Source organism: Candidatus Neomarinimicrobiota bacterium (assembly GCA_018647265.1).
Taxonomy (GTDB): domain Bacteria; phylum Fidelibacterota; class Marinisomatia; order Marinisomatales; family TCS55; genus TCS55.
In genome coordinates this window covers 1-25,691 of record JABGTK010000019.1, presented here as the reverse complement: position 1 = coordinate 25,691, position 25,691 = coordinate 1, and the positions used below count along the sequence as shown (strand labels likewise).

At 41.7% G+C, this 25,691-nt stretch carries 23 protein-coding genes; 21 read left to right on the top strand and 2 right to left on the bottom strand.

The genetic code is table 11. The annotated features are described in order from the left end of the window. The 7 genes from apaG to HN459_01370 form a co-directional block, all read left to right on the top strand. A partial coding sequence (apaG, locus tag HN459_01400) for a Co2+/Mg2+ efflux protein ApaG (GenBank protein MBT3478098.1) occupies positions 1-342 on the top strand: 342 nt, incomplete at its 5' end. 14 nt (positions 343-356) lie between these two features. Next, entirely contained in the window at positions 357-1,760 is a 1,404-nt protein-coding gene (pyk, locus tag HN459_01395) for a pyruvate kinase (GenBank protein MBT3478097.1), read from the top strand. Between the two features lie 11 nt (positions 1,761-1,771). After that, complete coding sequence (locus HN459_01390; protein MBT3478096.1) at positions 1,772-5,023, top strand: amidohydrolase family protein; 3,252 nt, start codon at positions 1,772-1,774, stop codon at positions 5,021-5,023. Positions 5,024-5,041: 18 nt separating this feature from the next. Further along, positions 5,042-6,232: a membrane dipeptidase gene (locus HN459_01385; GenBank protein ID MBT3478095.1), complete on the top strand. Its 1,191-nt coding sequence runs from the start codon at positions 5,042-5,044 to the stop codon at positions 6,230-6,232. Positions 6,233-6,367: 135 nt separating this feature from the next. Next, positions 6,368-6,697, top strand: a complete 330-nt coding sequence (locus tag HN459_01380) for a PadR family transcriptional regulator (protein ID MBT3478094.1) — start codon at positions 6,368-6,370, stop codon at positions 6,695-6,697. A 4-nt stretch (positions 6,698-6,701) separates the two neighbouring features. Further along, the gene (locus HN459_01375; protein ID MBT3478093.1) at positions 6,702-8,243 is read left to right on the top strand and encodes a PspC domain-containing protein; all 1,542 of its coding nucleotides are present in this window, start codon (positions 6,702-6,704) and stop codon (positions 8,241-8,243) included. A gap of 68 nt (positions 8,244-8,311) precedes the next feature. After that, positions 8,312-9,523: a hypothetical protein gene (locus HN459_01370; protein MBT3478092.1), complete on the top strand. Its 1,212-nt coding sequence runs from the start codon at positions 8,312-8,314 to the stop codon at positions 9,521-9,523. Between the two features lie 25 nt (positions 9,524-9,548). Here HN459_01370 and HN459_01365 read toward each other — a convergent pair whose 3' ends face one another. After that, positions 9,549-10,511 carry an aldo/keto reductase gene (locus HN459_01365; protein MBT3478091.1) on the bottom strand — a complete coding sequence of 321 codons (963 nt, stop codon included), beginning with the start codon at positions 10,509-10,511 and terminating at the stop codon, positions 9,549-9,551. 49 nt (positions 10,512-10,560) lie between these two features. On the opposite strand from HN459_01365, the gene HN459_01360 reads away from it, so the two are divergent. The 11 genes from HN459_01360 to HN459_01310 all read left to right on the top strand — a co-directional run bounded on the left by HN459_01360 (position 10,561) and on the right by HN459_01310 (position 20,904). After that, positions 10,561-10,893: a Smr/MutS family protein gene (locus HN459_01360; protein MBT3478090.1), complete on the top strand. Its 333-nt coding sequence runs from the start codon at positions 10,561-10,563 to the stop codon at positions 10,891-10,893. Positions 10,894-11,016: 123 nt separating this feature from the next. Beyond that, the gene (locus tag HN459_01355) at positions 11,017-11,949 is read left to right on the top strand and encodes a hypothetical protein (protein ID MBT3478089.1); all 933 of its coding nucleotides are present in this window, start codon (positions 11,017-11,019) and stop codon (positions 11,947-11,949) included. Positions 11,950-11,966: 17 nt separating this feature from the next. Beyond that, positions 11,967-12,524 (top strand): hypothetical protein, encoded by a 558-nt coding sequence (locus HN459_01350; GenBank protein MBT3478088.1) that lies wholly within the window; start codon positions 11,967-11,969, stop codon positions 12,522-12,524. Positions 12,525-12,668: 144 nt separating this feature from the next. Then, positions 12,669-13,826 (top strand): carboxypeptidase regulatory-like domain-containing protein, encoded by a 1,158-nt coding sequence (locus HN459_01345; protein MBT3478087.1) that lies wholly within the window; start codon positions 12,669-12,671, stop codon positions 13,824-13,826. 17 nt (positions 13,827-13,843) lie between these two features. After that, entirely contained in the window at positions 13,844-14,698 is an 855-nt protein-coding gene (locus tag HN459_01340) for a tetratricopeptide repeat protein (GenBank protein MBT3478086.1), read from the top strand. Continuing rightward, positions 14,695-16,038 carry a hypothetical protein gene (locus tag HN459_01335; protein ID MBT3478085.1) on the top strand — a complete coding sequence of 448 codons (1,344 nt, stop codon included), beginning with the start codon at positions 14,695-14,697 and terminating at the stop codon, positions 16,036-16,038. Before HN459_01340 ends, HN459_01335 begins: the two co-directional genes overlap by 4 nt. Before the next feature lie 2 nt (positions 16,039-16,040). Then, complete coding sequence (locus HN459_01330; protein MBT3478084.1) at positions 16,041-16,811, top strand: hypothetical protein; 771 nt, start codon at positions 16,041-16,043, stop codon at positions 16,809-16,811. A gap of 5 nt (positions 16,812-16,816) precedes the next feature. Continuing rightward, positions 16,817-17,605 carry a flagellar motor protein MotB gene (locus tag HN459_01325; protein MBT3478083.1) on the top strand — a complete coding sequence of 263 codons (789 nt, stop codon included), beginning with the start codon at positions 16,817-16,819 and terminating at the stop codon, positions 17,603-17,605. Positions 17,606-17,628: 23 nt separating this feature from the next. Beyond that, positions 17,629-19,128 (top strand): hypothetical protein, encoded by a 1,500-nt coding sequence (locus tag HN459_01320; protein ID MBT3478082.1) that lies wholly within the window; start codon positions 17,629-17,631, stop codon positions 19,126-19,128. 9 nt (positions 19,129-19,137) lie between these two features. Next, the gene (locus HN459_01315; protein MBT3478081.1) at positions 19,138-20,070 is read left to right on the top strand and encodes a hypothetical protein; all 933 of its coding nucleotides are present in this window, start codon (positions 19,138-19,140) and stop codon (positions 20,068-20,070) included. A gap of 525 nt (positions 20,071-20,595) precedes the next feature. Further along, on the top strand, positions 20,596-20,904 hold the full coding sequence (locus tag HN459_01310; GenBank protein MBT3478080.1) for a hypothetical protein: 309 nt from the start codon (positions 20,596-20,598) through the stop codon (positions 20,902-20,904). Positions 20,905-21,409: 505 nt separating this feature from the next. On the opposite strand, the gene asnB is transcribed toward HN459_01310, so the two are convergent. Continuing rightward, positions 21,410-22,993 (bottom strand): asparagine synthase B, encoded by a 1,584-nt coding sequence (asnB, locus tag HN459_01305; protein ID MBT3478079.1) that lies wholly within the window; start codon positions 22,991-22,993, stop codon positions 21,410-21,412. Positions 22,994-23,319: 326 nt separating this feature from the next. On the opposite strand from asnB, the gene HN459_01300 reads away from it, so the two are divergent. Genes HN459_01300 through HN459_01290 form a run of 3 tightly spaced genes read left to right on the top strand, consistent with a single transcriptional unit; the run spans position 23,320 to position 25,583 of the window. Then, positions 23,320-23,871, top strand: coding sequence for an NUDIX hydrolase (locus HN459_01300; GenBank protein ID MBT3478078.1), 552 nt, complete (start codon positions 23,320-23,322; stop codon positions 23,869-23,871). A 3-nt stretch (positions 23,872-23,874) separates the two neighbouring features. Then, the gene (locus HN459_01295; GenBank protein ID MBT3478077.1) at positions 23,875-25,167 is read left to right on the top strand and encodes a hypothetical protein; all 1,293 of its coding nucleotides are present in this window, start codon (positions 23,875-23,877) and stop codon (positions 25,165-25,167) included. Beyond that, entirely contained in the window at positions 25,164-25,583 is a 420-nt protein-coding gene (locus HN459_01290; GenBank protein ID MBT3478076.1) for a DUF2231 domain-containing protein, read from the top strand. The genes HN459_01295 and HN459_01290 overlap by 4 nt, the downstream gene beginning before the upstream one ends. The last annotated feature ends 108 nt before the right edge of the window (positions 25,584-25,691 follow it).

The window sequence follows — 25,691 nt, the reverse complement described above, 5'->3', positions numbered from 1 at the left end:
TCCAACTATATTCCCGAGCGTTCTGACCCATCCAGGCCAATTTTCTTTTTTGCCTATCATCTCACTATTACCAATGAAGGTGAAGATGCGGTTCAACTTAAAAATCGCTACTGGAACATCACAGATGGAAATGGCAATATTGAAGAGGTGCGCGGCCCCGGCGTTGTGGGTAATCAACCCCATTTAAAAAATGGCGAATCGTTTGAATACACAAGTTTCTGTCCCTTGCCAACGGAGTTTGGTGTCATGCACGGCCATTTTGAAATGGTCTGTAAAAATGGCAAAAAATTCAACGCGAAAATTTCACCCTTTCGCTTAAGCATTCCTTTTTCAGTTAATTAAAACACGAAAAGACAATGGATATTAAAACAAAAATTATAGCAACAATCGGCCCCGCCTGTGACAATACAGAAACTTTACAAGCCATGTTGGACGCAGGGGTGAATACTTTTCGCCTCAACATGTCCCATGGAGATGAAGCATCAAAAAGAAAATTATATAATTTGGTTCAATCCCTTAAAATGCACAATGGCCAACGACCTTGCATACTAACTGACTTAGCCGGACCCAAAATTCGCATTACCGATGTGCTTCCGAATTTCACTTTAGAGACAGGACAATCCATCACTATAACCAATGAAAGTGGCGCCGACGAAAATAACATAAGCGTTACAAACGGAATTGGTTTTACCAATGTTTCTGAAGGTGCAAAAATTTTGATTAATGATGGTCGAATTCAGCTTGAGGTCGTAGAAGCTGTATCTAAACATACGCTTAAATGTAGCACCGAGATTGGCGGGTTGGTGGAACCTCGAAAGGGCGTCAACTTCCCGGGCATTACTTTAGATGTGCCCACTTTAACCGAACAAGATAAAACAGATTTAAAAATGGCCCTTGATCTTGAAGCAGATTGGATCGCTCTTTCATTTGTTCGTTCTGCAGAAGACTTGGATGATGTCCTGGCAGTAATGGATGAAGAGGGAAAGCGCTTGCCCGTTATGGCAAAGATTGAAAAGTGGGAAGCGCTTAATGATGTGGATGCAATCACAGAATCATTTGATGCAGTGATGGTGGCCCGTGGTGACTTGGGGGTTGAAATCCCGGCCGAACAAGTTCCTCTTGCACAAAAGCGAATTATTGAGGTTGCCGGTACTTTTGGCAAACCGGTGGTCATTGCCACCCAAATGCTGGAATCAATGGTGGAGAGCCAAACGCCCACCCGAGCGGAGGTGAGTGATATTGCCAATGCGATTTTTGACGGTGTGGATGCCCTCATGGTTACGGGCGAAACAGCGGCAGGGAATTATCCTGTGGATGTGATTCAAACATTAAAACGGGTCATTGCCGAAACAGAACAGGCTACCCCATCGGGGAGAAAATCTTTACCGGAAGATGTAACAGAAACAGCCGATGCAATCAGTCATGCTGTCTGCGAAATTGCGCTGGATCTGGACATTAATTTAATTTTAACCATGACCCATAGCGGTAGCACCGCCCAAATGATTTCCCGTTACCGGCCCCAGGCTTCTGTCCTGGCATTAACCCCATTTGATCAAATTGCGCGGCAGCTTCAGCTAGTTTGGGGTGTTATCCCTGTTAAGGTTGATAAATATGACAATATTGAAGCGGTACCCGACGTTTGCAATTCTGTTTTGGATGAATTAAAATTGATAGATAATGGTGATAGCTATGTAATCACAGGCGGCGTTCCCATGGGGGTGGCCGGTACCACCAACTATCTATCCGTTCAAACTTATTAGAGGGAGTTTCTATGCATTCATTTAAACTGGTGGTGTTAGCGTCTATTTTTTCAATGGCTTTTGCCCAGGATTCTGCAAATCATGTTGATTGTTGTTCCGTCCAGGGATTTCTACATAACGATTCTATGGCTGACTTGACTGAACCAGATGATGATGATAATAAAAAATGGGACGTAACTACAACCCACGGTCCCACAAAAACGATTGAATTCACAACATCAGAAGGCACTTGGATGAGCTTGGATGTTTCTCCAGATGGGCGCGAAATCATCTTTGACCTTTTGGGCGACCTCTATACCATACCCACGACCGGCGGAAAAGCAACCCAGATTACTAGCGGTCCCGCCTGGGATGTGCAGCCAACCTATAGTCCCAATGGAAAATCAATCGCATTCACGTCTGACAGATCTGGTGGGGATAATATCTGGATTATGGATAGGGATGGCTCGACCTCCAAACAAGTGTCTAAAGAATCTTTCCGGTTATTGAATAATCCCGTTTTCACGGCCGATGGTAATTACATTATAGCTCGAAAACATTTTGTAAATACACGTTCGTTAGGTGCGGGCGAAATGTGGCGTTACCATACCAGTGGTGGTAAAGGTGTTCAAGTTAACAAAAGACGAAATTGGCAACATGATGCTGGTGAGCCGGACGTTAGTGCAGATGGACAATATCTTTACTATTCTCAGGATGTAAGCCCCGGCAATTCATACCAATATAACCGTGATCCTTATGGACAAATTTATGCGGTACATCGCATTGATTTAGAAACAGGCGAAAAGACAACCGCAGCTGATGGCCCCGGCGGCGCGGCCACACCACAAATTTCCCCCAATGGAAAACAATTGGCATTCGTCCGGCGAGTGGGACTAAAGACAGCATTATTTGTGAAAGAATTGGCATCGGGCAATGAACGGATGCTTTTTGATAATCTGAATCGGGACGCTCAGGAAACATGGGCTATCTTCGGTATTCACCCGGGCTTCAGTTGGACCCCCAATGGGAAAAATATTATTATTACCGCCAAAGGCGGTTTTTGGAATGTGACCGTTTCTAATGCAAATGTAAAACCAATTCCATTCACAGCTGAGGTTGAGCAAAAGCTTACCAAACCCTATGCCATAAAAAATGAAGTGGGCGCTAATGCCTTTGAGGTGAAGGTCCTTCGCCATACACGCGTAAGCCCCAACGGAAAGAAAGTGGTCTTTAATGCATTGGGGAAACTCTATGTTGCAAACGTGGATGGTTCTGGCAGAAAGCGCCTGACAAAACAGCACAATGGATTGGAATACGCTCCGGCCTGGTCTCCCAATGGAAAGCAGATCGCCTTTACCACTTGGTCTGACAAACAAAAAGGGCGGCTGGCTGTCGTCAGCGGAAATGGTGGCAAACCCAAATTCTTGAAATTACCCGCCGGTCATTATTTTGACCCGAGTTGGTCTGGCGATGGGTCTAAACTTGTGTATCGCCGAGGCGGTGGTTCATGGATTCGTGGGCGGGACAATTCAGCCAAAACGGGCATTTATTCGATTAAGGTAAAAGGCGGCAAGCCAAAACTGGTGACCAAAAGTGGGTCTGAGCCACACTTCACTTCTGGCGATTCAAGGATTTTACTCATGGGGCGCGAAAAGGATAATCGCGCTTTATACAGTGTTGATTTGAACGGACAGGACCGCCGCGTTCTGGCTACATCCAAATATGCCAATAGGATTATTCTATCTCCTAATGAAGATTGGGTTTTGTTTGATTCTCGTTTTCATGTTTACGCGGCGCCCTTTTCTAAAATTGGAAAAGCGATTAATCTGGGCCCAAAAACGGCCAGCATACCTGTAAAACAACTTACAGCGGGAAGCGGTTTTGAGCCCCATTGGTCGGACAATAATTCTATCCACTGGACTTTGGGCTCAGAACTATTCAGCACTGATTTGAAGGAGGCTTTCACCTTTGTTCCTGGGGCACCAGATTCCCTGCCCGATCCTGTTGAATCTGGGACCAATTTAGGCTGGACGGCTACAGCACCATCACCCAAAGGTATTGTCGCAATTACGGGTGCAACTATCATTACCATGGATGGGGATGAGGTGATTGAAAATGGGATAATCCTCATTGAGAATAACCGCATCAAAAAAGTGGGTAACAGTAAGATGAGAATTCCAAAAGGTGCGAAAATGGTAGATGCTTTTGGCAAAACTATCATACCCGGATTAGTTGACGTCCATGCCCATATGGGTTTGGAATGGGATGGCCTTTCATCAGAACAAAACTGGCATTATTTAGCCAATCTTGCTTTTGGTATTACCACCACTCACGATCCCAGTCGCGATACAGAAATGGTTTTTGCCAATTCCGAATTGCAAAAATCTGGAATGTTGTTGGCCCCGCGCATTTATTCCACTGGCACCATATTATATGGAGCCGTTGCAGGATTTACGGCTGAAATAAATTCTCTGGACGATGCCAAGCGGGCATTAGAGCGCATCAAAGCATTTGGCGGTTTTTCGGTAAAATCCTACAACCAGCCACGACGGGAGCAACGACAACAAATCCTGAAAGCAGCCCGAGAATTGGACATGTTGGTTTATCCTGAAGGCGGCTCAACCCTTCAACATAATTTAAATATGGTAGCAGATGGACATACGGGGATTGAACATTCCATACCTGTTTCACCATTATATAAGGACGCCCTCACTCTTTACGGTGAAAGTGGCGTTGGTTACACACCGACATTGATTGTGAGCTATGGTGGCATTTGGGGAGAGAATTATTGGTATTCAAAAATGAATGTTTTTGAACATTCGCGCCTACAATCTTTTTTCCCACAGCAATTACTGGATCAAAAACGGCGACGCATGAAAGTAGAAGAAGACGATTGGAACCATATTGAAAATGCCAAAGCGGCAAAGGCCTTATCTGATGCGGGCGTTAAGGTGAACAACGGCGCACATGGCCAACTCCAAGGGATGGGTGTCCACTGGGAAATGTGGATGATGGCCCAAGGTGGCATGAGTCCCATGGAAGCGTTAAAAGCATCCACCATTAATGGCGCTGAATACTTAGGCATGGGTGACGATCTCGGTTCAATTGAACAAGGAAAACTGGCGGATTTGGTCATCCTTGGGAAGAACCCCTTAAAAAATATTCAAAATTCTGATTCGGTAGAAATGGTGATGATCAATGGCCGTCTTTACGATGCGGCCACCATGAATGAGGTGGTAACTGGGAATGCAAAACGAAAACCACTTTGGTGGGAAAAAAATTAAAAAACAAAAGGATATAAAATGAGAATTATGAAACATATTTTTTTACTTACAATCGGAATTCTGATTGGCGGTTGCAGCAATGATGCGGCCCTGAAAAAACAGGCCTATGAACTGGCCCATAAATTCATAATAACCGATGGCCATATTGATGTCCCCTGGCGTTTGGAGAAAACCTATGAAGATTTATCAGTCAGAACCAAAAGCGGAGATTTTGATTATGTCCGCGCCAAAGAAGGCGGTCTTGACGCACCTTTCATGTCCATCTACGTTCCTTCTTCATACCAAGAAACAGGCGGAGCCAAAGAAAAGGCCGACTCGCTTATTGACCTTGTCCATCGAGTTGCCAACGACCATCCTGATAAATTCGAAGTGGCATTCAGTGTGGCAGACGTGAACCGCATTTTTGCCGATGGTAAGATTGCCCTCCCCATGGGTATGGAAAATGGCGCGCCCATTTTAGATGATTTAGGCAACGTGGAATATTTTTATGATCGCGGTATACGCTATATCACCCTAACCCATGCCAAGGATAATCTCATTTGTGATTCATCATACGACACTACTGGGACATGGGGCGGACTCAGCCCTTTTGGCCGGAAAGTGGTTAAAGAAATGAATCGCGTAGGCATCATGGTAGATATTTCTCACGTAACCGATGATGTAATAAACCAAGTTTTGGATATGACTGATGTACCGGTGATTGCTTCCCATTCCTCCTGCCGACATTTTACGCCGGGCTGGGAACGCAATATGGGCGATGCTGAAATTCGAAGACTCAAAGATAATGGGGGCGTCATCCAAATTAATTATGGTTCATCTTTTGTGACTCAAGAAGCCCAAGATAAACGCAAAGCCAATGGTGAAAAAATTGCAGCTTACGCCAAAGAAAATGGCCTGGGAAATGACGATGAGACGCTCAAAACGTATGCCGAAAAAGTGAATGCCGAAAACCCCATGTATGCTGATATCACTGAAGTAGTGGACCATATTGACCGCGTTGTGGCATTGGCCGGCATTGATCATGTGGGCATTGGCTCCGATTACGACGGCGTGGGTGATTCTCTCCCTTATGGACTGAAAGATGCATCCTCTTATCCCAATCTCATTTTTCACCTTTTGAAGCGCGGCTATTCTGAAGAAGATATTGAAAAGATCTGCTACAAAAATGTGTGGCGCGTTTGGTCTGCGGTGGAGGTCGCGGCAAATTAATTTTCCTATATACATTTAACAAGCAAAAGCCCCGGATTAAATCGGGGCTTTTTTATTATATAATTTTTTTACTAATATGTATTGCATAGTACCTTTTATTGTATATAATATTGCAATACACAATAGCAGACACAAATGAAAATTGAAAACACAACAGCACAAATGCGCAAGGGCATCCTTGAGTTTTGTATCCTTTCCATTTTAAAAAATGGGGAGGCCTACCCATCGGATATACTTGCGCGGTTGAAGAAAGCCAACCTCATCGTGGTAGAGGGGACGCTTTATCCCCTCCTCACCCGCTTAAAGAACGCGGAACTCCTCACTTACAGATGGGAAGAGTCCAAGTCTGGACCGCCACGAAAATATTACGCCTTGACCCCAGCGGGGGAGTCGTTTCTCAATCAATTAGATACGGCATGGAAAGAGCTGGTTAAGTCTGTAAAACAAACTACAAAGAAGTCATGACACTATGAAAAAAACACAAACGATCAATCTCGGGGGCATCATATTTCATATTGAAGTTGATGCTTATGATCAACTCTATACTTACCTCAGTTCAGTCAAAAAGCAGTTCGCCAATATGGATGGGCAAGAAGAGATTATTGAGGATATCGAATCTCGGATTGCCGAAATCCTGAATGATAAAAAGGTCAAGATTATTACTAACAAACATGTAAATGATATCATTGCCGTCATGGGCAAACCGGAACAATATGGGGAAGATGATTCGGATACAAAACCCGAGCCGATTGCCAAAGCAAAGGGTGCGCCCCGGCGCATTTACCGCCATCCCGATGATAAAATATTAGGAGGTGTTTGTGGCGGGCTGGGTGCACTTGTGGGGATTGATCCTGTCATCTTCAGGATCATATTCATGGTAACGGCATTTTTCGGAGGCTTTGGCGCCCTGATTTACTTGGTAATGTGGGCCATTATTCCAATGGCTCAATCTACTTCAGATCGACTAAAAATGGCTGGGAAACCCATTACGGCTGATTCTATTGGTAAAACCATTACCGCCCAAGTGGAGAAAGGTTTTGAACCGGCGAATGGTAAAAATGTAATAAAAAAAATCTTTAACTTTATCGGAAAAATATTCGAAGCTGTATTTGGTTTATTAAAAAAAATATTTAAAGCATTGGTAATCATACTGCGGCCTATCTTTGGGATAGTCTTCTTAATCCTTGGTTTGGTGGCGACCCTTTGGGGCGCCTTTTTAGTTTTTGGGATAGAGGGTATGTTATCATTTGTAGATACATCCCATTCTCATATCTTAGATTCAATATTTTCGGCACTACCCATGAGTCAATATATCATTTATGTGGCTTTGGCTCTATTCTTGGTTATACCTATTTTCCAATTGATCTACTTTGGCCTACGCCTCCTTTTTCATATGGGGAATCAACCCGCCTTTTTGAAAGGTCTTCTCACCAGTCTCTGGGTTTTGAGCCTTATTTCCTTAATTATCTTTGGTGTTTTCGGCGGCACGCGCTATTCGTCTGAGGGTTTTTCCCGGCGCAATGTGCCCTTAAGCAAGATAACCGCCGACACGGTGCAGGTATCCTTATGGGAAAATGATTATTTTCTTTGGACGAGCAGACAAGATCATACGGTAAAAACTGCTGACGACAACCTCCTTGTCTCTGATGTATTGTTGGATATTAAACGCTCCGACGATGATCTCTTTCACCTTATTGTTCATAATGAAGCAGCCTCCAATTCATCGCGCTCGGCCAGGGGCCTTGCCGAATCCATCAGCTATAATTTTTTACCTGCCGCAGATGGGTTGCTCTTGAAAAATTATTTAAAGATCAGGGATGACCAGCCTTATGCTTTTCAAAAAGTGGATCTTGTCTTGCTTGTCCCGGAAGGCCGATCGGTATATTTAGACGAATCGCTAAAATATATGCTTGATGATGTTCGCAATGTGACCGATACCTGGGACCGCCGTATGGTTGAACATACATGGGAAATGAAAAAAGAAGGACTCACTTGCACCGACTGTGATTAGAGATCTGATTTTTAGACAAGTCAATTATTAATTGTAATTAGTATATATTCCAAAGTAAACTGGCTATTATGGCGCTGAAACTTTTATCAATATTTGTCCTTGGATTGTTTCTTCCGAGTTGCTCTAAGGAAGAGCCCATTAAAAATTCAAGCTCTTATATTTATGCCTGGACAAAAGATGAGAATGGGTGGAATTCAGATTTTTTGACCGTTATAAATGCAAACCCATTGGATAAAGATTATGGTTCTTTAGTTAAAACGCTTCCGGTTGGTTATAGTGAGATAAATGCTCATCATACAGAGCATCGTCTTCATGAAAGTAAACATTTATTTGCCAACGGATTTTCCGGCGGGCGCACATTTATTTTTAACTTAGAAGATTCTGAGAACCCCAAACTTATTACCAACTTCACTAATATGGGCGACTACACCTATCCCCACAGTTTTGAACGTCTTCCAAATGGTAATGTATTGGCTACATTTCAAACAATAGGAGAGGGCAATAAAAAGGAAGGAGGGTTGGTAGAAATCTCACCAAGTGGGGATTTAGTTCGAGCTACTATTTCTTCAGACCCCAGTGTGGAAGATTTTATCCGACCTTATAGTTTAGCCATTTTACCCAATTTAGATCGGGTTGTATCAACCAGTACAGATATGCGCGGAGCTGACATAAGTCGAGCCGTCCAGATTTGGCAACTTTCTGATTTATCATTAATTAAAACAATCCGTTTTGAACCTGGGCCAAGGGGTAACGAAAATTATGATGCGGCTGAGCCACGGGTATTAAGGGATGGTAAAACAGTATTGGTTTCCACTTTTTTTTGCGGATTATATCGCATTGTTGATCTTGAAAGTGAGAATCCAACTGCGGAATGGGTTTATTCTTTTCCTTTTAACAAAAAGTGGGATTGTGCTTTACCAGTTGTTGCCGGTGACTTTTGGGTTCAAGCAATTTCATCTGAATCAGCTTTGGTCAGTCTTGATGTTTCTGATCCAGCCAATCCTAAAAAGGTGGATGAATTAAAATTTAAAAAGGGTGAATGGCCGCACTGGATATCCCTTGAACCAAATGGGCATCGAATTATAGTCGCTGGTGGAAATCGACTTAAGAATAAACTTTTAATCGTTAACCTGAATCCAAAAACAGGCAAGTTGTCCTTCGATGAAAATTTTAGGGATAAAGAAACCAATGAATTAGGCTTCAGTTTTGATCGATTTGAGTGGCCCCACGGAAATACGGATAGTGCCATTCCTCATGGATCGGTTTTTAGTATCGATTAAATAATAAATATTCTACGAAAATTTATTATTTATACAATTCCTTCACCAAATTCGCATCTTCATTAGATAGGGCGCTCCCCAATTGCGCGGCTGCTTCAACTTGTTCAACGTTTCGCTGACCCAACAAAACACAACCTGTAGGCGCATCGGATAAAAGGGCATCCACCAATCCGTGCATCACCGCTTGGGGATGATCAGCAAAATGTTCTTCCAGTTTTAATTTGTTGGCTTGCATTTTATCAATCAAATCCTGATTGGCAAAATCTTTAACAGTTGTGCGAAAGTCCCCCGTTTCAAACGTGGCTGGTTTGGTGTATTTCCCTGTAAGCAATCCATGCTTAATGGGCGAGAAAAAACAAATGCCTAAATTATTGACTTCAACATAATCTTTCAATCCGGTTGCAACATAGGTGTCGTCCATAACATTGCGGTAAGGCTGAATTACATCAGGATTAACGCGCTCAATAAACTTCATAACCTTTTCCGAAAACCAATCAGAAAGACCAATAAAACGTGTTTTCCCTTCTTCTTGAAATCGGCGAATTACTTCCAGCGCATCATCAAGATATTGTTCCTGTTTCCCAAAATTACAGTGATGCAAATACATAAGATCAACGCAATCTGTTTTTAGATTTTTTAGAGATTTCTCCATATTGGTGCGCATATGGGCTGGGTGGTACCAATAATTATGTGGGCCCATATCCCAACCAAACTTGGTGGCGATAAAAATGTTATTCCGAGGAATTTTATCCCACATGGAACCAATAATTTCTTCAGAGCGGCCATTGCCGTACACATCGGCAGTGTCCCAATGGTTGATGCCCGAATCATACGCTTTTTGCAAAGCGCGTCGACTGTCTTCATCCGCTTGACCTGCCCAGCCAATAGGCTGATTTTTACCCACCATATTTGCGCCACCATAAGACCATGTACCCAAACTTATCCGAGACACTTTTGCGCCCGTCCGCCCCAAGATTGTATATTCCATTTTAATCCTTTTGTTGAAGCAATAAAGTTACGGAAACTCTATCCTTATTATGTCCGCACGATTTCAAATTATCGATATTGGCCACCGAGGATTCGCCTTGGATCGGGCACTTTCTGAGATGGAAACATCAGTAAGCGACTGTATTTTTAATGGAAAAACACGGGCAATTAAAATTATCCATGGCCATGGAACCGGTGCCCTAAAACGCGGTGTGAGAGAATGGTGCGAAGATCAATCCGGACGCTTTCAGGCTGTAATTCTCGGTGAAGATTATGATCTTTTTCACGGGGATTCCGCTGCCATGCGCGCCGATTGTGGTTCACCCTACGATCCTGACTTGGGTCGGCGGAATAGCGCCATCACTTATATCTGGCTCTGGTAAGCTTGTCCTTGTGGCACGAGTATCCTTGCTCGGGGGTTTAGAAAAACCATCCGACAAGGATCTTGGCTGTACATTAAGGTGATTTGACGTGAAGAATCCTTTCCTGTAAATTGTCCATTCAATATGACTGAAGAATACACCAAATACGACCACTTGTTTCAAAACGTAATCCCCAATGCTATTGGCGGGGTGCGTATTTTTGGCAAGGACGATCCCTATATAAAACCCCAAGATTATAATAATGTAAATAATCTGGAAAATGGAATATGGGAGGATTTGTTTCTAAACCTGGAGCCACTGCTTAATCAATATGTCTCTCGGGAATATTTACTGGGTATGCGTACGCTTCCGATTCCCCAAGATAGGTTTCCAGAATTTGAAGCCATATCTCCCTTGATTGAAAATTCCACAGATTGGCAACTCGTCCCCGTGGCTGGATTCTTAACAGAAGAACTATTTTTTGATCTTAACGCAAACAGAAAATTTCCTGTCACAGATATTATTCGCAAGTCCCCCCGCTTTGCTGAAAAATATGCCCACGTGGATATTCAGAATGATGAAGGCTATACGCCAGAACCAGATATTTTCCACGATATTCAAGGTCATGTGCCCTTGTTGATGAACAAAGCATATGCGGATTACATGCACAAGGTTGGTGTTCTTGGGGATGAAATTTTACGAAACGAACGTGGGATGGATCCGGAACTGGTGGCCCACAATTTAAAGCGTCTCCAGAATTTTGCCTGGTGGACTTATGAGTTTGGTCTCATTAAAAACACCGGTGAAAGTGACCAATTCCGCCGACGGAAAAATGACATTGATTATGAAATCTATGGGGCCGGCATTATTTCTTCTTATGATGAAACTTTGAACACTATTGCCTGTGCTAAAGGAGAATCAAATCGATCAATATTTATTCCTTTTAACATGGAAGAATTGGTCATGACTCGCTTTGATTACAGCAATATCCAAGATCGCTATTACGTGATCAATTCCATGAATGAAATGTATGAAGCCTTTCGAGATTGCCAGGAACTGTTCTGGTTCGAAGGTTAGTAAACAAACGAGAATCTATGAAAAAAGCATCTTTATTTACTGTATCAATTCTTTCCCTATTATTATATAAGGGGTGTGCGCCAACGTCTTCTGCCTTGGCCGAAACCGACCCCGCCTTGCTGGTTGCCAATGCAGACTCACTTCTCACCGCTAGTCCGAATGATTCCGAATTGCGCGCATCCATTGTGACGGCCCGCTTGAACCTGGCCAAAATCAAAAACAGCATGGATCATTATCGGGCTATTTTAATAATTGATCCAAAAAATGTCACGGCCAATTATCATATTTACATGTGGGATGGGAAAAACCATTATAAAAGAGGCCACAAAAATGGTCAGTGGGATGCAATTCAATCGTTTTCAAAAGCGGCAGCGGCCATTGACTCCTTGGGTGAGCCATACTACTGGCTGGGTCAAGCTTACGAAAAAAAGGATGAGATGGATTTTGAATTACCATTAGAAGCATACGACACAGCCCTCACCCTTTTTCTCACGGATAAAATGAAGCCGCGGGTATCCTCAGCCCGCTCGGCATTGTTAAAGCGCAAAAAAACTTACAAAGATTTCTGGAAATAGTTTCTGGGGGCAGATTACCGCTTTCATAAAATTTCCTGTTTTTACCGTCATTTTTGACTTGATTCAGGAACAGAACGTAGCTAAACTTTCGTAGCCTATTGGCTGTCATGTCATTAGGTGCCACACAATCCGAGGTAAAGATAAATGGCAAAAAGATTATTATTTAAAAAATTATTCATTGGGGCACTCTGTGTCCTTTTCGCGACAACTTTATTTGCTCAAAAACCACGAGACATTTTAGGTGCGCTCGTTAATTCTGATGGAAATATTGTAGTCAATACAACCGTTTTGCTTTTGGGCGAAGACGGTACTGAAGTTCAGCGAACTGAAACTTCCAAAAAGCGCATTGGGCGCAGTGGTGGAAAGTTCGAATTCAAAAAAGTTCTCCCCGGTAATTATACAATTGAAGCAGATGGCGGCGATGCAGGAAAAGTTAGCACGTCTGTTGAAGTTGCCGATAAAAATGTAAAGATGGGAGAAATTGCTTTGTCAAAAGTAAAGCTTGTTGCAAAAAAAGCACCTTCTGAGGAAACGCCCGCAGAAGGCCCTGCCCCCGATGCTGTTGAATTTACCCCTGATCCTGGGAAGGATTACATTCTGAACGAACTCAGTTTCGAAATCAAAAAGATGACGGCTGAGCTAAAATATCTCAACGAAGAATTAGAAAACTTAAAAGCCCTCAGTAAAATGTGGGTTAACCCCCTTGCCATCTATTCCAAAGAAATCATCATGAAAAATGGGACAACTGTATTTGGAAAGGTCGTTTACCAAGATGAAGAATCCCTGAAAATTGAAACACTGGTGGGATACTTGATTATTAACCGTCAAGATGTTGTCAGGATTGTTGATAATGTAATTACCGAAGAACAGGCGGAATATGTGCCTGAACAAGTTAGGGATAGTTATACACCACCACCCATGCCAAAGCTAGCATCACCACAATATACCTCAGCTGAAAGAAGTGCCACAAAAAAATATTCTGCTAATTGTGTGTTGGTAGGCAATATCAGTGAGAAGAAGGATGCTCAGGGTAATATTGTTTTTAATGGTGAAATAAAAAACATTGGCGGACGCAGATCAGATTTTGTTAAAGTTGACTTTGTCTTTCGTAAAAATTGGAGCGGCGAAACAAAGACGCTCACCACTTTTGTTCGGGGCGGGTATCATACATTCGATTCAGGCATAACTACTGACGCAACGCTTCTTCCGGGTGCCACAGGCGCCTTTGAGCTTTATGTCCCCCATGATTTTGGATCCTTTATCGGCTACTCATACGTTATCGATTGGGAAGAATACGAATAATGGTTTTCGGGTCTCTGATGAACCGAATTAAACCGCTGATTAAAGGATTGACGATCCTAATAACGATCGGTTCGCTGGGTGCACAAGACACACCCCTTTCAGAAATATTCTTTTTAGATCTTGGCATTGTAATTGAACCGGCGAATGGCTCAGAAGCCTATTCTCGCTTGATAAAAAAACCTTCTGAAGAAATTTCCTTCAAAATAAAAAAGGTCGAAAGCGGATCGGTCTATATGGCATCAAGTAAAGAGCTATTAACAACCCTTGGTCGAATAAACAATAGGATTGAACGATTAGAAAATTCCTTTCAATCGGAAATGAATGCCTTAAAAAAAGAGAACGTTTCATTGCGCCAAACTTTGGCAGTAATTCAATCCCCAGCCAAGCAATCACCGATCCTCACAAATAAATTCATTGCCGACCCTTTGCCCGAAACAGCTTCAGCTGTTGTCTCAAGTGAACCAAAAAATATTATCCCTTCCAAGCCAGCGCCGTCCTTTAATCATTCGGTTTATATGTCCGGTGTTTTCGCATACCAGCGGGAAGATTACCAAGCTGCGCTTGACAAATTTTCTGGCCTTAGTCTAAACGCGACATCTAAAAAGATTTCTGAAAACATTTTATACTGGATGGCAGATGCTCTCCAGCAAACAGGCCAATACAAAAAAGCACTTTCACTTTTAAATACCATAACCAGCACCGGAAAGCTAAGAATCGACGATGCGCTCGTTCAAAAAGGGCTTCTCCACAGAAAGATGGGGAACGAAGATTTAGCCTTGGCCGCTTTTGGTGATGTCGTTTCACAATATCCAAAAAGTGAATATCTGCGATTGGCACAAATGGAATTAAAAAAATCTAACGAATTGAAATGAAACAACTGATACGCCTCATAACCTTTTCCTTAATTTTGTTTTCCATCGTATTTGGCGCCACTCGTATTGCATATCTAAGACCAGGCCCCATGATGAAAATCCCTTTTACATCTGTGGGTGCTTCTCCTTATTTATTTACCGCCGGTTTCGGTTCTGAGTTACACAACTTTTCTCCTTTTAATACCGCTGGCGGCGCTTACTTCAACATGGAAGTCCGCGGATGGACTTTCGGTTTTTCTACGGCCCAAGGCGGCGACACTACGCGCTTAGCAAATTTAGAAGTTTCTACCTTCAAAGCACCCATTGAATTTGGCTTTCACCTTCAACGGCGAGTCTTCGTAAGAAACAATATTTCATTTACAGTTGGATTGCAAGATATCGTTTTCGAAAACAGCACCAGCGGTTTCAATCTGGATCCGAAAGAATTATCATTTTTTGGAATTGTAAGTAGCCAAAAACAAATTGGTCAATACAATATGAATACCTTTATTGGCTTTGGGACTGGCGGTTTTGGTGCTATTGATACAGTAAAAATAGATACTCTTTCTGAGCAGTCAACGGGAACAAATGCCGGTGTTTTTGCGGGAGCAGTTTTTAATACGCCCTATTTGGAAAAATGGGGCGGTGTAGATATTGTGGGTGAATTCGATGGGAATGGCATCAATGTGGGACTCCGCATCCCCCTTACCTCGGATTATCGCTTGAACCTTGGGTTCACCCACATTGAAAAATTACCAAAATGGAAAGAACGCTACTGGGAAGGCCATGCAGGAATGACTGTTGGGTTTGAGATTACCGCTCCCAGGGGATCTGCGATCAAAACGCCTGGTGGCGGTCCTGCCCCGCCGGTGTTGGGCCCAATAAATATGGCAGATATGGATACAACCCTTATGTTGGCTGATTACACAGTCCACACTCTCCGAGATTCTATGGGCCTCATGACGAACGAAATGCGCAACCTTATGACACGTCTTTCTGCCATGGAACAACATTCCAAATTTTTAGAAGATTCATTAAAAGCCATTAGGCTCAACAACAATATAGATGAACAAAAAATGAATAATGCTATGCGTCATTTGTCTCGTTCTTTGCGCTACTTTTATGCGGGGAATTACAGGGCGTCCCTCCAAGAAGTTGAAGCTTCGCTTGAGTTGAATCCGGGCTTAGCGCTGGCTTATGCCCGTCGCGGATCTGTCTATTATAAACTGGGAGACATTCAACGCGCGACCATCAACTGGAACCTTGCTTTAAGGATGGATCCAGAATACGACGATGTAAGGAATGTGCTTAAAGCACTACATGAAAATCGTTTGAAATCAACAAGTATGATTAAGGAATAAATATGGATATTGCAACCCTTGTAGGAATTATACTCGGAATGGGGTCTATTGTTGGTAGTATTTTTTTAATGACTCCCAACATTGGAATGTTCGGTTCTGTTTCTAGTTTTGGTATTGTTTTTGGTGGAATGATTGCATCCGTTTCAGTTGCCTTCCCTTTAAAGGATGTGCTTCAGTTGGGTGCTGCTATGAGTGCTGTCTTTAAAGGAGATAAAAATACTCTGGGCGATATAGTAGATGAAGCAGTTGAAGCATCTGAAGTGGGGCGCAAGGGTACAGCAGATTTGGAAAACCATATTGGAAACATTAAAAGTTTTTTCTTTCGGGATGGTGCCCAAATGGTGATTGATGGGTATTCTCTTGAGGAGTTGACTGAAATTTTATACACCCGGATTGAGTACAGAGAATTACGGGAAAACACTCAAGCTGGATTGTTCAAATCCATGGGAGTAATGTCCCCGGCCTGGGGAATGGTTGGAACTTTAATCGGACTTGTAGTTATGCTTTCTGGCTTTGGTGAGGGCGGTACGGATACATTAGGGGCCGGGATGTCCGCTGCCTTGATTACAACCTTTTATGGTGCCGTTATGGCCAATTTATTATTTCTACCTATGGCAGATAAAATAAAATCCCGAATTATTTTCTCAAGTACGGTACAAAATTTACAGGTTGAAGCAACCCGGCTTATTCATCAGAAAAAACATCCAATTATAGTTCGGGAAAAACTAAATTCCTTTATTCCACCAAAAGAATGGAAAAAAGACGAAGGTTAATTTGAATGGCAGCCACGCCTCAAGAAAAAAAGAAATTCATTAACAAAGGAATGGACCTTGTCGAAGAAGGTTTACCCGGATGGTTTGGTACCTTTGCAGATATGATGACCTTACTCTTTGCATTCTTCGTATTGTTAGCTGCAATATCGACGATTGACCCCGTTAAGTTGGAAAACATGGCTGACGGAATGGGGAAATCTGTGGGGAAAAAGAAAGAAATTGAGAACCAAGCCATGTCTCTCGGTGACATTCAAAAAGCAGCCCAAAAAATGGTTGAAGAGATGGCGGCAGATCCAGAGACCGGGGAAAAGCCCGTGGAAGTTTCCACCAGCCCAAAAGGGGTCACCATCGGTATTTCATCTGATATTAGTTTTCAGTCTGGGTCAGCGCAAACAAAACCAGGATTTTTAGATATTCTAAAAAAAATAATACCAACTGTTGAACAATCTTATTTCCAAATTGCAGTGGAAGGCCATACCGATAGTGATCAACTTCCAAAAGCATTGCGGGTAAAGTACCCTAGCAACTGGGAGCTTTCCGGCGCCCGGGCGGCGGCGGTCGTTCGCCTAATGATATCTTTGGGCGTTGGACCAACACGACTAGAAGCTGTTGGGTATGGAGAATTCGTTCCAAGAGATAGAAAAAACACAGAATTGCTTTCAACAGATTTAGTGCAAAAATATAATTCTAATCCTCAACAAAAAGCGCGCAACCGTCGTGTAGAAATTACATTCTTAGCGCCGCGTGGCGGCCCCGTAGGAAGAGCAGAAACGCCAACAAAGGATAATCAATGATTCATATGACTAAGGGAGTAAATATGAAAAAGCGGAGTAACAGGGTTTTGTCTTATACCCTCACATTGGGACTTATTTTAGGCATTGGCCTAAGTCAAACAAGTGGCTATTTAGCACAAAAACTGATGATCGAAAATGATCTACGAAAACGAATAGCCAATGCACTAGAAAAGGTGATTGACAATCGTAAATATGTTGTGGATGTTAGTGTTGATCTAGAAATCAGCAGCGCCATCGAGAGCCAAATAACTTATACGCCCAACGATGGTGGAAATACGATAGAGTCATTAAAAGCGGCAGAAGACATGATGAATACCTCGGAGACCCGATCTGGCGGTAGTATTGGTTTGCCTATCCCGGGTTTTGACTTTACCGCTGAAACGCCAACGGTAGAAGAAACGCCTTCAACTAAAGGTGATTCAATGGATTCCCCTTCGACAGAAGACAACGTGGTGTCCCGCATCCAAACAGAAAAACGTCCCGCCATGGCCAGCGTACGTAATATGGAAATCAGCATAATTATCCAAGAGGGTGCAGCACCGGAACTTATTGAAAATATTCGCCAGGTGGTTATGGTTGCTTCACGTTTTAATCGTCCGCGCGGAGACGTTCTAAGTATTATGACCGCCAGCTTTAAACGGCGGCGCGATGAAAAATCAGCAGAACAAGTCCTACTGAAGAATATTGCTGAAAAACTAGAAACACTTCAGAGTCAGCGCGAACGCCTGGGCGAAGTTGATTGGAAACAGGAATTAGATGTTTATAAAGAATCGGAAGCTGAGCGGCGACAAGAAGATCGTCTGTTTTTTCAGTCTAAATTAGCTGAATTCGAAACAGCTTCCCGCGATCAATCTTATGATGAAGAAAAACAAGCCATGCTCAGGCAAGATTCAGTCCGACTCCAAGCAATAAATGAAGAGATTCAAAACCTGAAATCATTTTTAGGTACGGCTAATTTAACTGATTCTGCCGCTACCGAAGCACAATCTACTGTTCAGCAAAAACTATCAGAAAAAGCAAATCTAGATTCTCAGATTGCCGAAAAGCTTGCTATGCTAGACCAAGTTCAAAGCGATCTTAATAGCCAGGCCAATCGCGGGGGCGGAAATACTAGCATGATTATTTTTGTGTCCATCCTTGCCGCGCTGCTGATTGTATTGATTGCTGTACTTGTTTTTGTATTAATGAATAAACCAAAACAACAAATACCACCGCCACCGCCATGGATGGTATACCCGCCACGGCCTAAAAAAAAAGATAACGGTAATGGAGAAGGGCTAGTGACAGAACCAGCGGTAACAAATCCGGAACCACAAATACCAAAAGCAGAAGATATTGCTGTCTTACAAAGTGAAGTTAACGATATGAAACAAGCAGTTGTTTCCATGAGCGTCGGGCAGCCTCAAGCAGCTACAAAAATTGTGAAAGACTGGATATTGGAAGAGGCGCCGCCCGAGCCCGAACCGACACCTGTAGCCCCAGCAGAAGATGATGGTAAAAAGAAGAAGAAAAAGAAAAAATAAGAGGCATTTATGATTTCAAATTATAACCGACTTTCCGGCCTGGAAAAAGTGGCCATATTGTTCTCTGTCCTAGGAGAAAGCCTCGCTCTAAACCTGGTTAAAGATCTGGATAAAACGGAAATTCGTAAAATTCGTGCAGCCATGCGTGGCGTAGAAAGTGTTGCTTTTTCTGTTAAAAAACAGGTAATGGAAGAATTTTACTTTTCTTTTGTTAGCGAAAAATTCCAAGAAACCAACGAATCTGACGAGCCAAAAAAACCCTTCGCATTTTTGGCTGACTTAACCGACGAACAAATCGTCGCCCTGCTCATTACAGAAACGCCCCGCGTTATTGCAATATCAATTGCACAATTGTCCGGCGATAAACGTATGCTGGTATTAAACAGAATCAGTGAAGAAGAAAAGGGACAGGTTCTTTTAAGTATTGGGAATCTGAACGATGTTCCTCTCGAAGCTGTTGTTCAAATTGCCAACAAATTACAAAAGAAAGCCAAACAACTTCCTAAGACTGTTGCCTTCTCTCGTGGTGGCGGTAAAGATCTAGCCGACATCCTAGGATCAATGGACTCGGAGGAGGAAGAAATGTTTATGGCAAATCTTGAACAGGATAATCCGGATTTGGCCGAATCAGTAAAAAAATACCGTATAACTTTTGAAACAATATTTGAAATTTTCCCAGACAACCTACTACGGGATCTCATGAATGCGGTAGATTTAGATACGGTGGCCATGGGTCTCAAGGGTATGGACCAATCAATCGCCGATAGGGTGATTGGCATTTTGCCCAAAAAGAAACAGGCAATGTATGAACCGGTGGATGGCGCTGTCCCTAAGCGAGATGTTGACAATGCCCGTAAATCTATAGTTCAATCTGCCAAACAAATGGAGCGCGACGGGGCCTTCAGGCTTGAAGACCTTCTCGGCGGTGAAACCGTAGAATAAATCCGCTTCTAAAAATCGCTTAGAGAAAAACCCCGTTCCGATTTATCGAAATGGGGTTTTTTGTTTTTTTAATAAATTATAACTATATTTGCAATGTTACTTGTGGTAATAATTTATGATGGGAGTATAAAATGACGGACTTTTTAAATGATCTAAAAACTATTGAGGCGATACTACGCACCACGCAGGAGATTAATAATACCGATTGTCACATTTATCCTTTTCGAATCAATAAAATTACAAAACATATCATAAACCACTTATACGATGAGGATCTTTGTGTAAAAACAATTAGCCTTCAATGTAAAGAATTAAATAACCATTGTATGAGATGAAATTCTCGAATACAAGGAAAACGCACTTCAAATATATTTACTCAATAATCGTGCAGCAAAAACAAAAAACGACGAATTCGATTTTAAGTCGATCCTCCAAAATTTTCCAATCCCCGATAATCAACTGCCTTATTTTGAGAAAATTTTTAATATCTCCAATGATGTTTCATTGGATGAGCTTCGAAATATATTGAACAAATTAAATAAAGAAGTTTATGATAATTTGGGTGAAAAAGATGGCATTGAAATATTAGTTTGTTCATCCGTAATGTTAAACTCCGCTGAATATTGGTATGAGAACCTAGAAGAATGGAAAACCTTAAACAATCCTGCGGGTAAAAAGATTTTGTCTAAACATGATGATTTTGATTTTTATACATTAGTAAAAACTGATGTCGCAGGTGCTTTCGCTGGAGCTTATTATACAAAAACATTAATAGGCGCTGGCATATATGCATTGATTGCATCAATTAGCTACGCCATCATTACACTACTATAAGTGAAGTGTAAAATGATAATGGCAATTCGAATCAAAAAGGTTATAAGCCTATTCATTGTCAATTTTGTGCTTTTTCTAATATTTACCGAACTTTTCATTCATTTTCATTCAACTTTAAAATCCGTTTTGTTTTCTTTTATTGTTTCAGCAATATTCAGTTTATTAACGGTATCAGGTGTTTTTAAGGGATCAAAAAAAGCGAAATAGAATTTAAGAAACCATTCACGTAAACTTTCAATCCGCTTCTAAAAATCGCTTAGAGAAAACCCCTGTTCCGATTTGTCGAAATGGGGGGGGGTATTTGGTTCAATTTCAAAATCTTCTGATAAGGTATTGGAACCACCCCTAAATCCCCTCCTTAAAAAGGCGGAGACTTTGAATGTTGTTGATAAATTTTATGATTTACTGTTGCGGTTATTTATTAGCCTACAAGACCACCCGAAAAGACAGTAAACTTTTTCAAATCGCGAAGGATTGAAATTAGTACATTTTCAAATTGATCCTTTTATTCTACATAACCGTTTATCTCCCGAGCTGAGGGATCACTCGTTTCTACCCACTTGGGCATCCAAAAATGGGGGATCAGTTTTTCATGCTTCTCAAAAAATGACTCAAAAACTTTTCTATAATAATAACTTTCCTTTAGAATTGGGGTACAATGAACATATTGAGACGCTTTTGTTTCGAATTCAAAATCTGTTATTTGTTCATCTACAAAACCCTGAAGTACCTTATGCCAAGAATTTTTTTTGGCACTTACACCGTCAGAAAAAGCACATTTTCTGCGCCATAATACTGAATCGGGTAAAAGATCCATTTTGGAAAAAGCTTTACGCAAAAGGTGCTTTTCCATACGGTCCCTTCCGTCGAATATTTTCTGCTCTGCCGGTATAGATAAATAATAGCGAACAAATTCCTTATCCAAAAATGGCGTTCGTGCTTCCAGCCCGTTTGAACTAATACTGCGATCGGAACGAAGCACATCAAAACGATGAATTTCTTCTATTAGTCTTTTACACTCATTTTGAAATGCTGTATTAGATGGGGCATGTTTCATATACACATATCCACCACAGGCTTCATCGCTCCCATCCCCATTGAAAATCACTTTACAATCGGAATTTGCTCGGATGTATTTTGATACAAGGTAGTTTCCCACGCTAGCTCGAACGGTCGTAGTATCATACGATTCAATATTATAAATCACTGTCTCAATTGCATCTAAAAATTCTTGTTCGGATATTTGAATTTGATGGTGATCTGTTCCCAGGTGATCTGCTACTATTTGAGCGTATTCTAAATCAACACTTCCTGGCATTCCAATCGAGAACGTTTTTAGTTTTCCGTCATGGTACTTGTTCACTAGAGCGGATATGAGGCTTGAATCCAAACCACCAGATAATAAAGAACCAATTTCTCGCTCTGCCATCATTCGCTTTTTTACAGCCTGAATCAACTTTGTTTTAATTTCATTTAAAAGTTCGCCTTCAGGTTTTGCCATTAAGTTTTCATTCTTATGAAAATGATATCTGGTGAATTTTCCTGAACTTTCTTTCCACCAGTGCCCCGGCTTAAATGGTTTTACCTTATCACAGATATCGATAATTGGTTTAGCCTCTGAAGCAATAAAGTATTCTTTACCCTTAATGCCGATAAACCCTGGGCGAACACCAAATGGATCCCTACCAGCAAAAAGCTCGTCTTTCTCCCGGTCGTGGAGCACAAACATGAAAACACCATCGAGTGCCGCGACTGTTTTATCAATTCCAAACCGGCGATACATGTGGAGTATTATTTCACAATCGGATCCGGAGGTAAGTTTAAACCCATGCTCTTTTGCCAATGCTTTATAATTATATATTTCTCCATTACAAATAACAGAAATGCTCTTATCCTCCGGGTGAACTAGGGGTTGGTCTCCCGCCGCCGTTGTGCCAACGATCGCCAGTCTATGAAAAGCAAAGATGACATCTTCTCCCACCATTTTAACGCTGGATGCATCCGGGCCTCGGTATTGTATTTTATCGACATGGGGCTTTAAGTCATCCCATCCAAGTGATTGTCCACTATAGGCAAATATTCCACACATTGTTTTTTCCTTTTAATTTTTGAACAAAAAAACCCCCACAACCTTGCAGTTATGGGGGTTTTCATAAAGTTTTCTATCCCGTCTGGTTACACGGGAACCCCCACGCCAATTATATTGACGTTATTATTGTTATTATTAAGGGCAATTATGTAACGCATTTCGGTAGCAAAGCTATATGGTAATTCTAATTCATCGCAATCATTTTATTCGTTTCCAAAATTTTATAGAATCTTTAATCTAAAATTGTCTCTAAACTTACAAACTCGCTTTCCTGAACGCATTAATTTCTCCCCATCGTTTATTAATCTTTTTAAGAAAGAAAGCAGTTGGAACGGAAAAAATTAAAACAACTTTTAGAACAGTATAAAAAATGCTACCCTGAAGAATCTGTAAAAACATTAAAAACAGAAATGTTTTTGAATAGATCAAAAACGTGTTTTTCCCGTAATAATTGGGAAGGCCATTTCACCGGATCTGCGTGGGTTGTGGATCAGTCCCGCGAGTGGGTTCTGATGACCCATCATCGCCAGTTGGATATGTGGTTGCAATTGGGCGGCCATGCGGAGGGTCGTTCTAACTTATTGGATGTTGCTTTAGATGAAGCACAAGAGGAATCGGGTTTATCCAAACTTAATGTTTTGTCCACAAATATTTTTGATTTGGACATCCATAAAATTCCTGCGTTTAAGGGTGCCCCTACCCATTTACATTTTGATGTGCGTTTCATAATGGAGGCTGAGCATGGGTTAGAAAATATTATTGTTAGCGACGAGTCTCATGATGTAGCATGGATCAATAAAAATGATGTTCTCCATAAAAACCCTGAACAATCAATGGCGCGAATGTTACAAAAAACTTTAGAAAATTTCTCAATTTAATCGATGAACCTCCCCGATAAAATTAAATCTGAAATACTCTCTAGAGTTGTTCCTGAAAACCAGCGTCAAATCGGGCTGGAGATTGAGGGGTTCTATTATGATTCTAGTTTTACGCGCCTACCCGTAAATCCAAGCAATCGCTATTCTGCTTCCAATTTATTTCGGGATATTCAATATCATCTTTGCAAAGATGATATTTTTACCTATTCCCTTGAACCCGGTGGACAGTTAGAGTGGGCCTCCGCACCCGCCATAAGCCTCTGGGATATTCAAAAACAATTTGACCGACACGTGATCCTTGAGGATCAAATCTGCAAAAATAATAAAATTGGTCGATTGCATCTTTCTCTTGAACCTTTTTGTACCCCCGACGATATTGACCTTATAGAATTAAAAAAATACCAACTTATGCATAACCTCTTTTCAAAAACGGGCAAGCTAGGTCCTTGGATGATGCGAAATACCACCAGCGTCCAGCTTAATATAGATTATACTTCCGAGCGGGATGCGAACGAAATGGCTTTTTTAGCAGATGCAATTCAACCCTTGTTCAGTATTTTATTTTCTAACTCTCCGTTCATGGAGGGCTCTCCTGTTGGCACAGCTAATGTGCGCTGGAAAATATGGGAAGATACTGACCCGGGACGCTGTGGGTCTCTTTTTGATCATGGAATTTTTTCGCCACAAAAAATGATCGACGAATATGCCGAGTGGCTTCCCAATGTAAAAGCTATTTTTAAATATGATAAAAATGGCAATGCGGAAAATTTTGACGGCTCTATGGGAGATATGATTTTATCCGAACAAAAAAGAACCCGAGACCACATAGTATCCGCACTTCACCAATCATTTACCCACGTCCGTTTTAAAAACATTTTAGAAGTTCGCGCCAGCGACCGACCACCCAAAGGATCGGAAATGGCCCCGGCCGCTTTTCTCACGGGATTACTTACAGCCCCCTATGCTCGCAATAAAGGTCTTGAAACTGTTAGTCGATGGTCAGAAAAGGATCGAAATAAACTTATTTTTTCTGCACATAATTTATCCTTCAATCAGACAGGGCCTGAGAATAAACCTATTGGTGAATGGCTTGAATATTTTTCTAAATTGGCCCTGGATGGATTAGACGAAAGAGCTGGATTTTTCAAAATTCTAAATGAGCGTCCATTGGCCCAACCCTTTTTAGAGAATGTACTAAATAATGGGCCTATAACAATTCAAGTGCAGAATGAATATGATAAAAAGAGGCTTTCTCTCCAAGGCTTCCTCCAGGATTGTTGTTTAGACTCCGCATGATAAATTTAATGCCAGAAATTCACCCCTTAGTTATTCATTTCCCCATAGCGCTTTTATCATCGGCTATTCTTTTTGATTTTATATATATCTTGTCTGGGCGGGAAGATTTGTCACAAACGGGGTGGTGGGGTTTGCTCTTGGGTCTTGTTTCTGCTGGAGCCGGAATTACCACGGGAATTTGGAATGATACACTCATCGGCCACCTCGGAACCGTTACACCTTTTTGGTTAAACCATGGCTGGGTACAGATCTTTTCCTGCATCATTTTCCTTAGTTTATTTGCATGGAGAACCAAATATCCCCAAACTATGAATCATTCAATTCAAAAGTGGCTTTTCATATTCATTGGCGCCGTTGCTATCGCTGTTTTGTTTTATGGTGGCCATTTGGGCGCAAAGCTGGCTGGCCGTATATAATTCCGTCGAGAATCTCATTTTTAAAGTCAATGACATACCCTAATTTCATGCCTTAATATTCAATAATTTTTGAGTACAAAATGGCTTGGCTAACAACTTTTTTAAATT

Excerpts from the sequence above, each read along its gene's own strand:
- asnB (MBT3478079.1), bottom strand. The coding sequence starts at position 22,993 with ATGTGTGGAATATTTGCCTATAGTGGACAATCACTTGGATGGGATGAC.
- HN459_01340 (MBT3478086.1), top strand. The coding sequence starts at position 13,844 with ATGAACCGAATTAAACCGCTGATTAAAGGATTGACGATCCTAATAACG.
- HN459_01355 (MBT3478089.1), top strand. The coding sequence starts at position 11,017 with ATGACTGAAGAATACACCAAATACGACCACTTGTTTCAAAACGTAATC.
- HN459_01360 (MBT3478090.1), top strand. The coding sequence starts at position 10,561 with ATGTCCGCACGATTTCAAATTATCGATATTGGCCACCGAGGATTCGCC.
- HN459_01325 (MBT3478083.1), top strand. The coding sequence starts at position 16,817 with ATGGCAGCCACGCCTCAAGAAAAAAAGAAATTCATTAACAAAGGAATG.
- HN459_01315 (MBT3478081.1), top strand. The coding sequence starts at position 19,138 with ATGATTTCAAATTATAACCGACTTTCCGGCCTGGAAAAAGTGGCCATA.
- HN459_01370 (MBT3478092.1), top strand. The coding sequence starts at position 8,312 with ATGGCGCTGAAACTTTTATCAATATTTGTCCTTGGATTGTTTCTTCCG.
- HN459_01350 (MBT3478088.1), top strand. The coding sequence starts at position 11,967 with ATGAAAAAAGCATCTTTATTTACTGTATCAATTCTTTCCCTATTATTA.
- HN459_01390 (MBT3478096.1), top strand. The coding sequence starts at position 1,772 with ATGCATTCATTTAAACTGGTGGTGTTAGCGTCTATTTTTTCAATGGCT.
- HN459_01375 (MBT3478093.1), top strand. The coding sequence starts at position 6,702 with ATGAAAAAAACACAAACGATCAATCTCGGGGGCATCATATTTCATATT.
- HN459_01380 (MBT3478094.1), top strand. The coding sequence starts at position 6,368 with ATGAAAATTGAAAACACAACAGCACAAATGCGCAAGGGCATCCTTGAG.
- HN459_01295 (MBT3478077.1), top strand. The coding sequence starts at position 23,875 with ATGAACCTCCCCGATAAAATTAAATCTGAAATACTCTCTAGAGTTGTT.
- HN459_01290 (MBT3478076.1), top strand. The coding sequence starts at position 25,164 with ATGATAAATTTAATGCCAGAAATTCACCCCTTAGTTATTCATTTCCCC.
- HN459_01365 (MBT3478091.1), bottom strand. The coding sequence starts at position 10,511 with ATGGAATATACAATCTTGGGGCGGACGGGCGCAAAAGTGTCTCGGATA.
- HN459_01345 (MBT3478087.1), top strand. The coding sequence starts at position 12,669 with ATGGCAAAAAGATTATTATTTAAAAAATTATTCATTGGGGCACTCTGT.
- HN459_01385 (MBT3478095.1), top strand. The coding sequence starts at position 5,042 with ATGAGAATTATGAAACATATTTTTTTACTTACAATCGGAATTCTGATT.
- HN459_01330 (MBT3478084.1), top strand. The coding sequence starts at position 16,041 with ATGGATATTGCAACCCTTGTAGGAATTATACTCGGAATGGGGTCTATT.
- HN459_01335 (MBT3478085.1), top strand. The coding sequence starts at position 14,695 with ATGAAACAACTGATACGCCTCATAACCTTTTCCTTAATTTTGTTTTCC.
- HN459_01320 (MBT3478082.1), top strand. The coding sequence starts at position 17,629 with ATGAAAAAGCGGAGTAACAGGGTTTTGTCTTATACCCTCACATTGGGA.
- pyk (MBT3478097.1), top strand. The coding sequence starts at position 357 with ATGGATATTAAAACAAAAATTATAGCAACAATCGGCCCCGCCTGTGAC.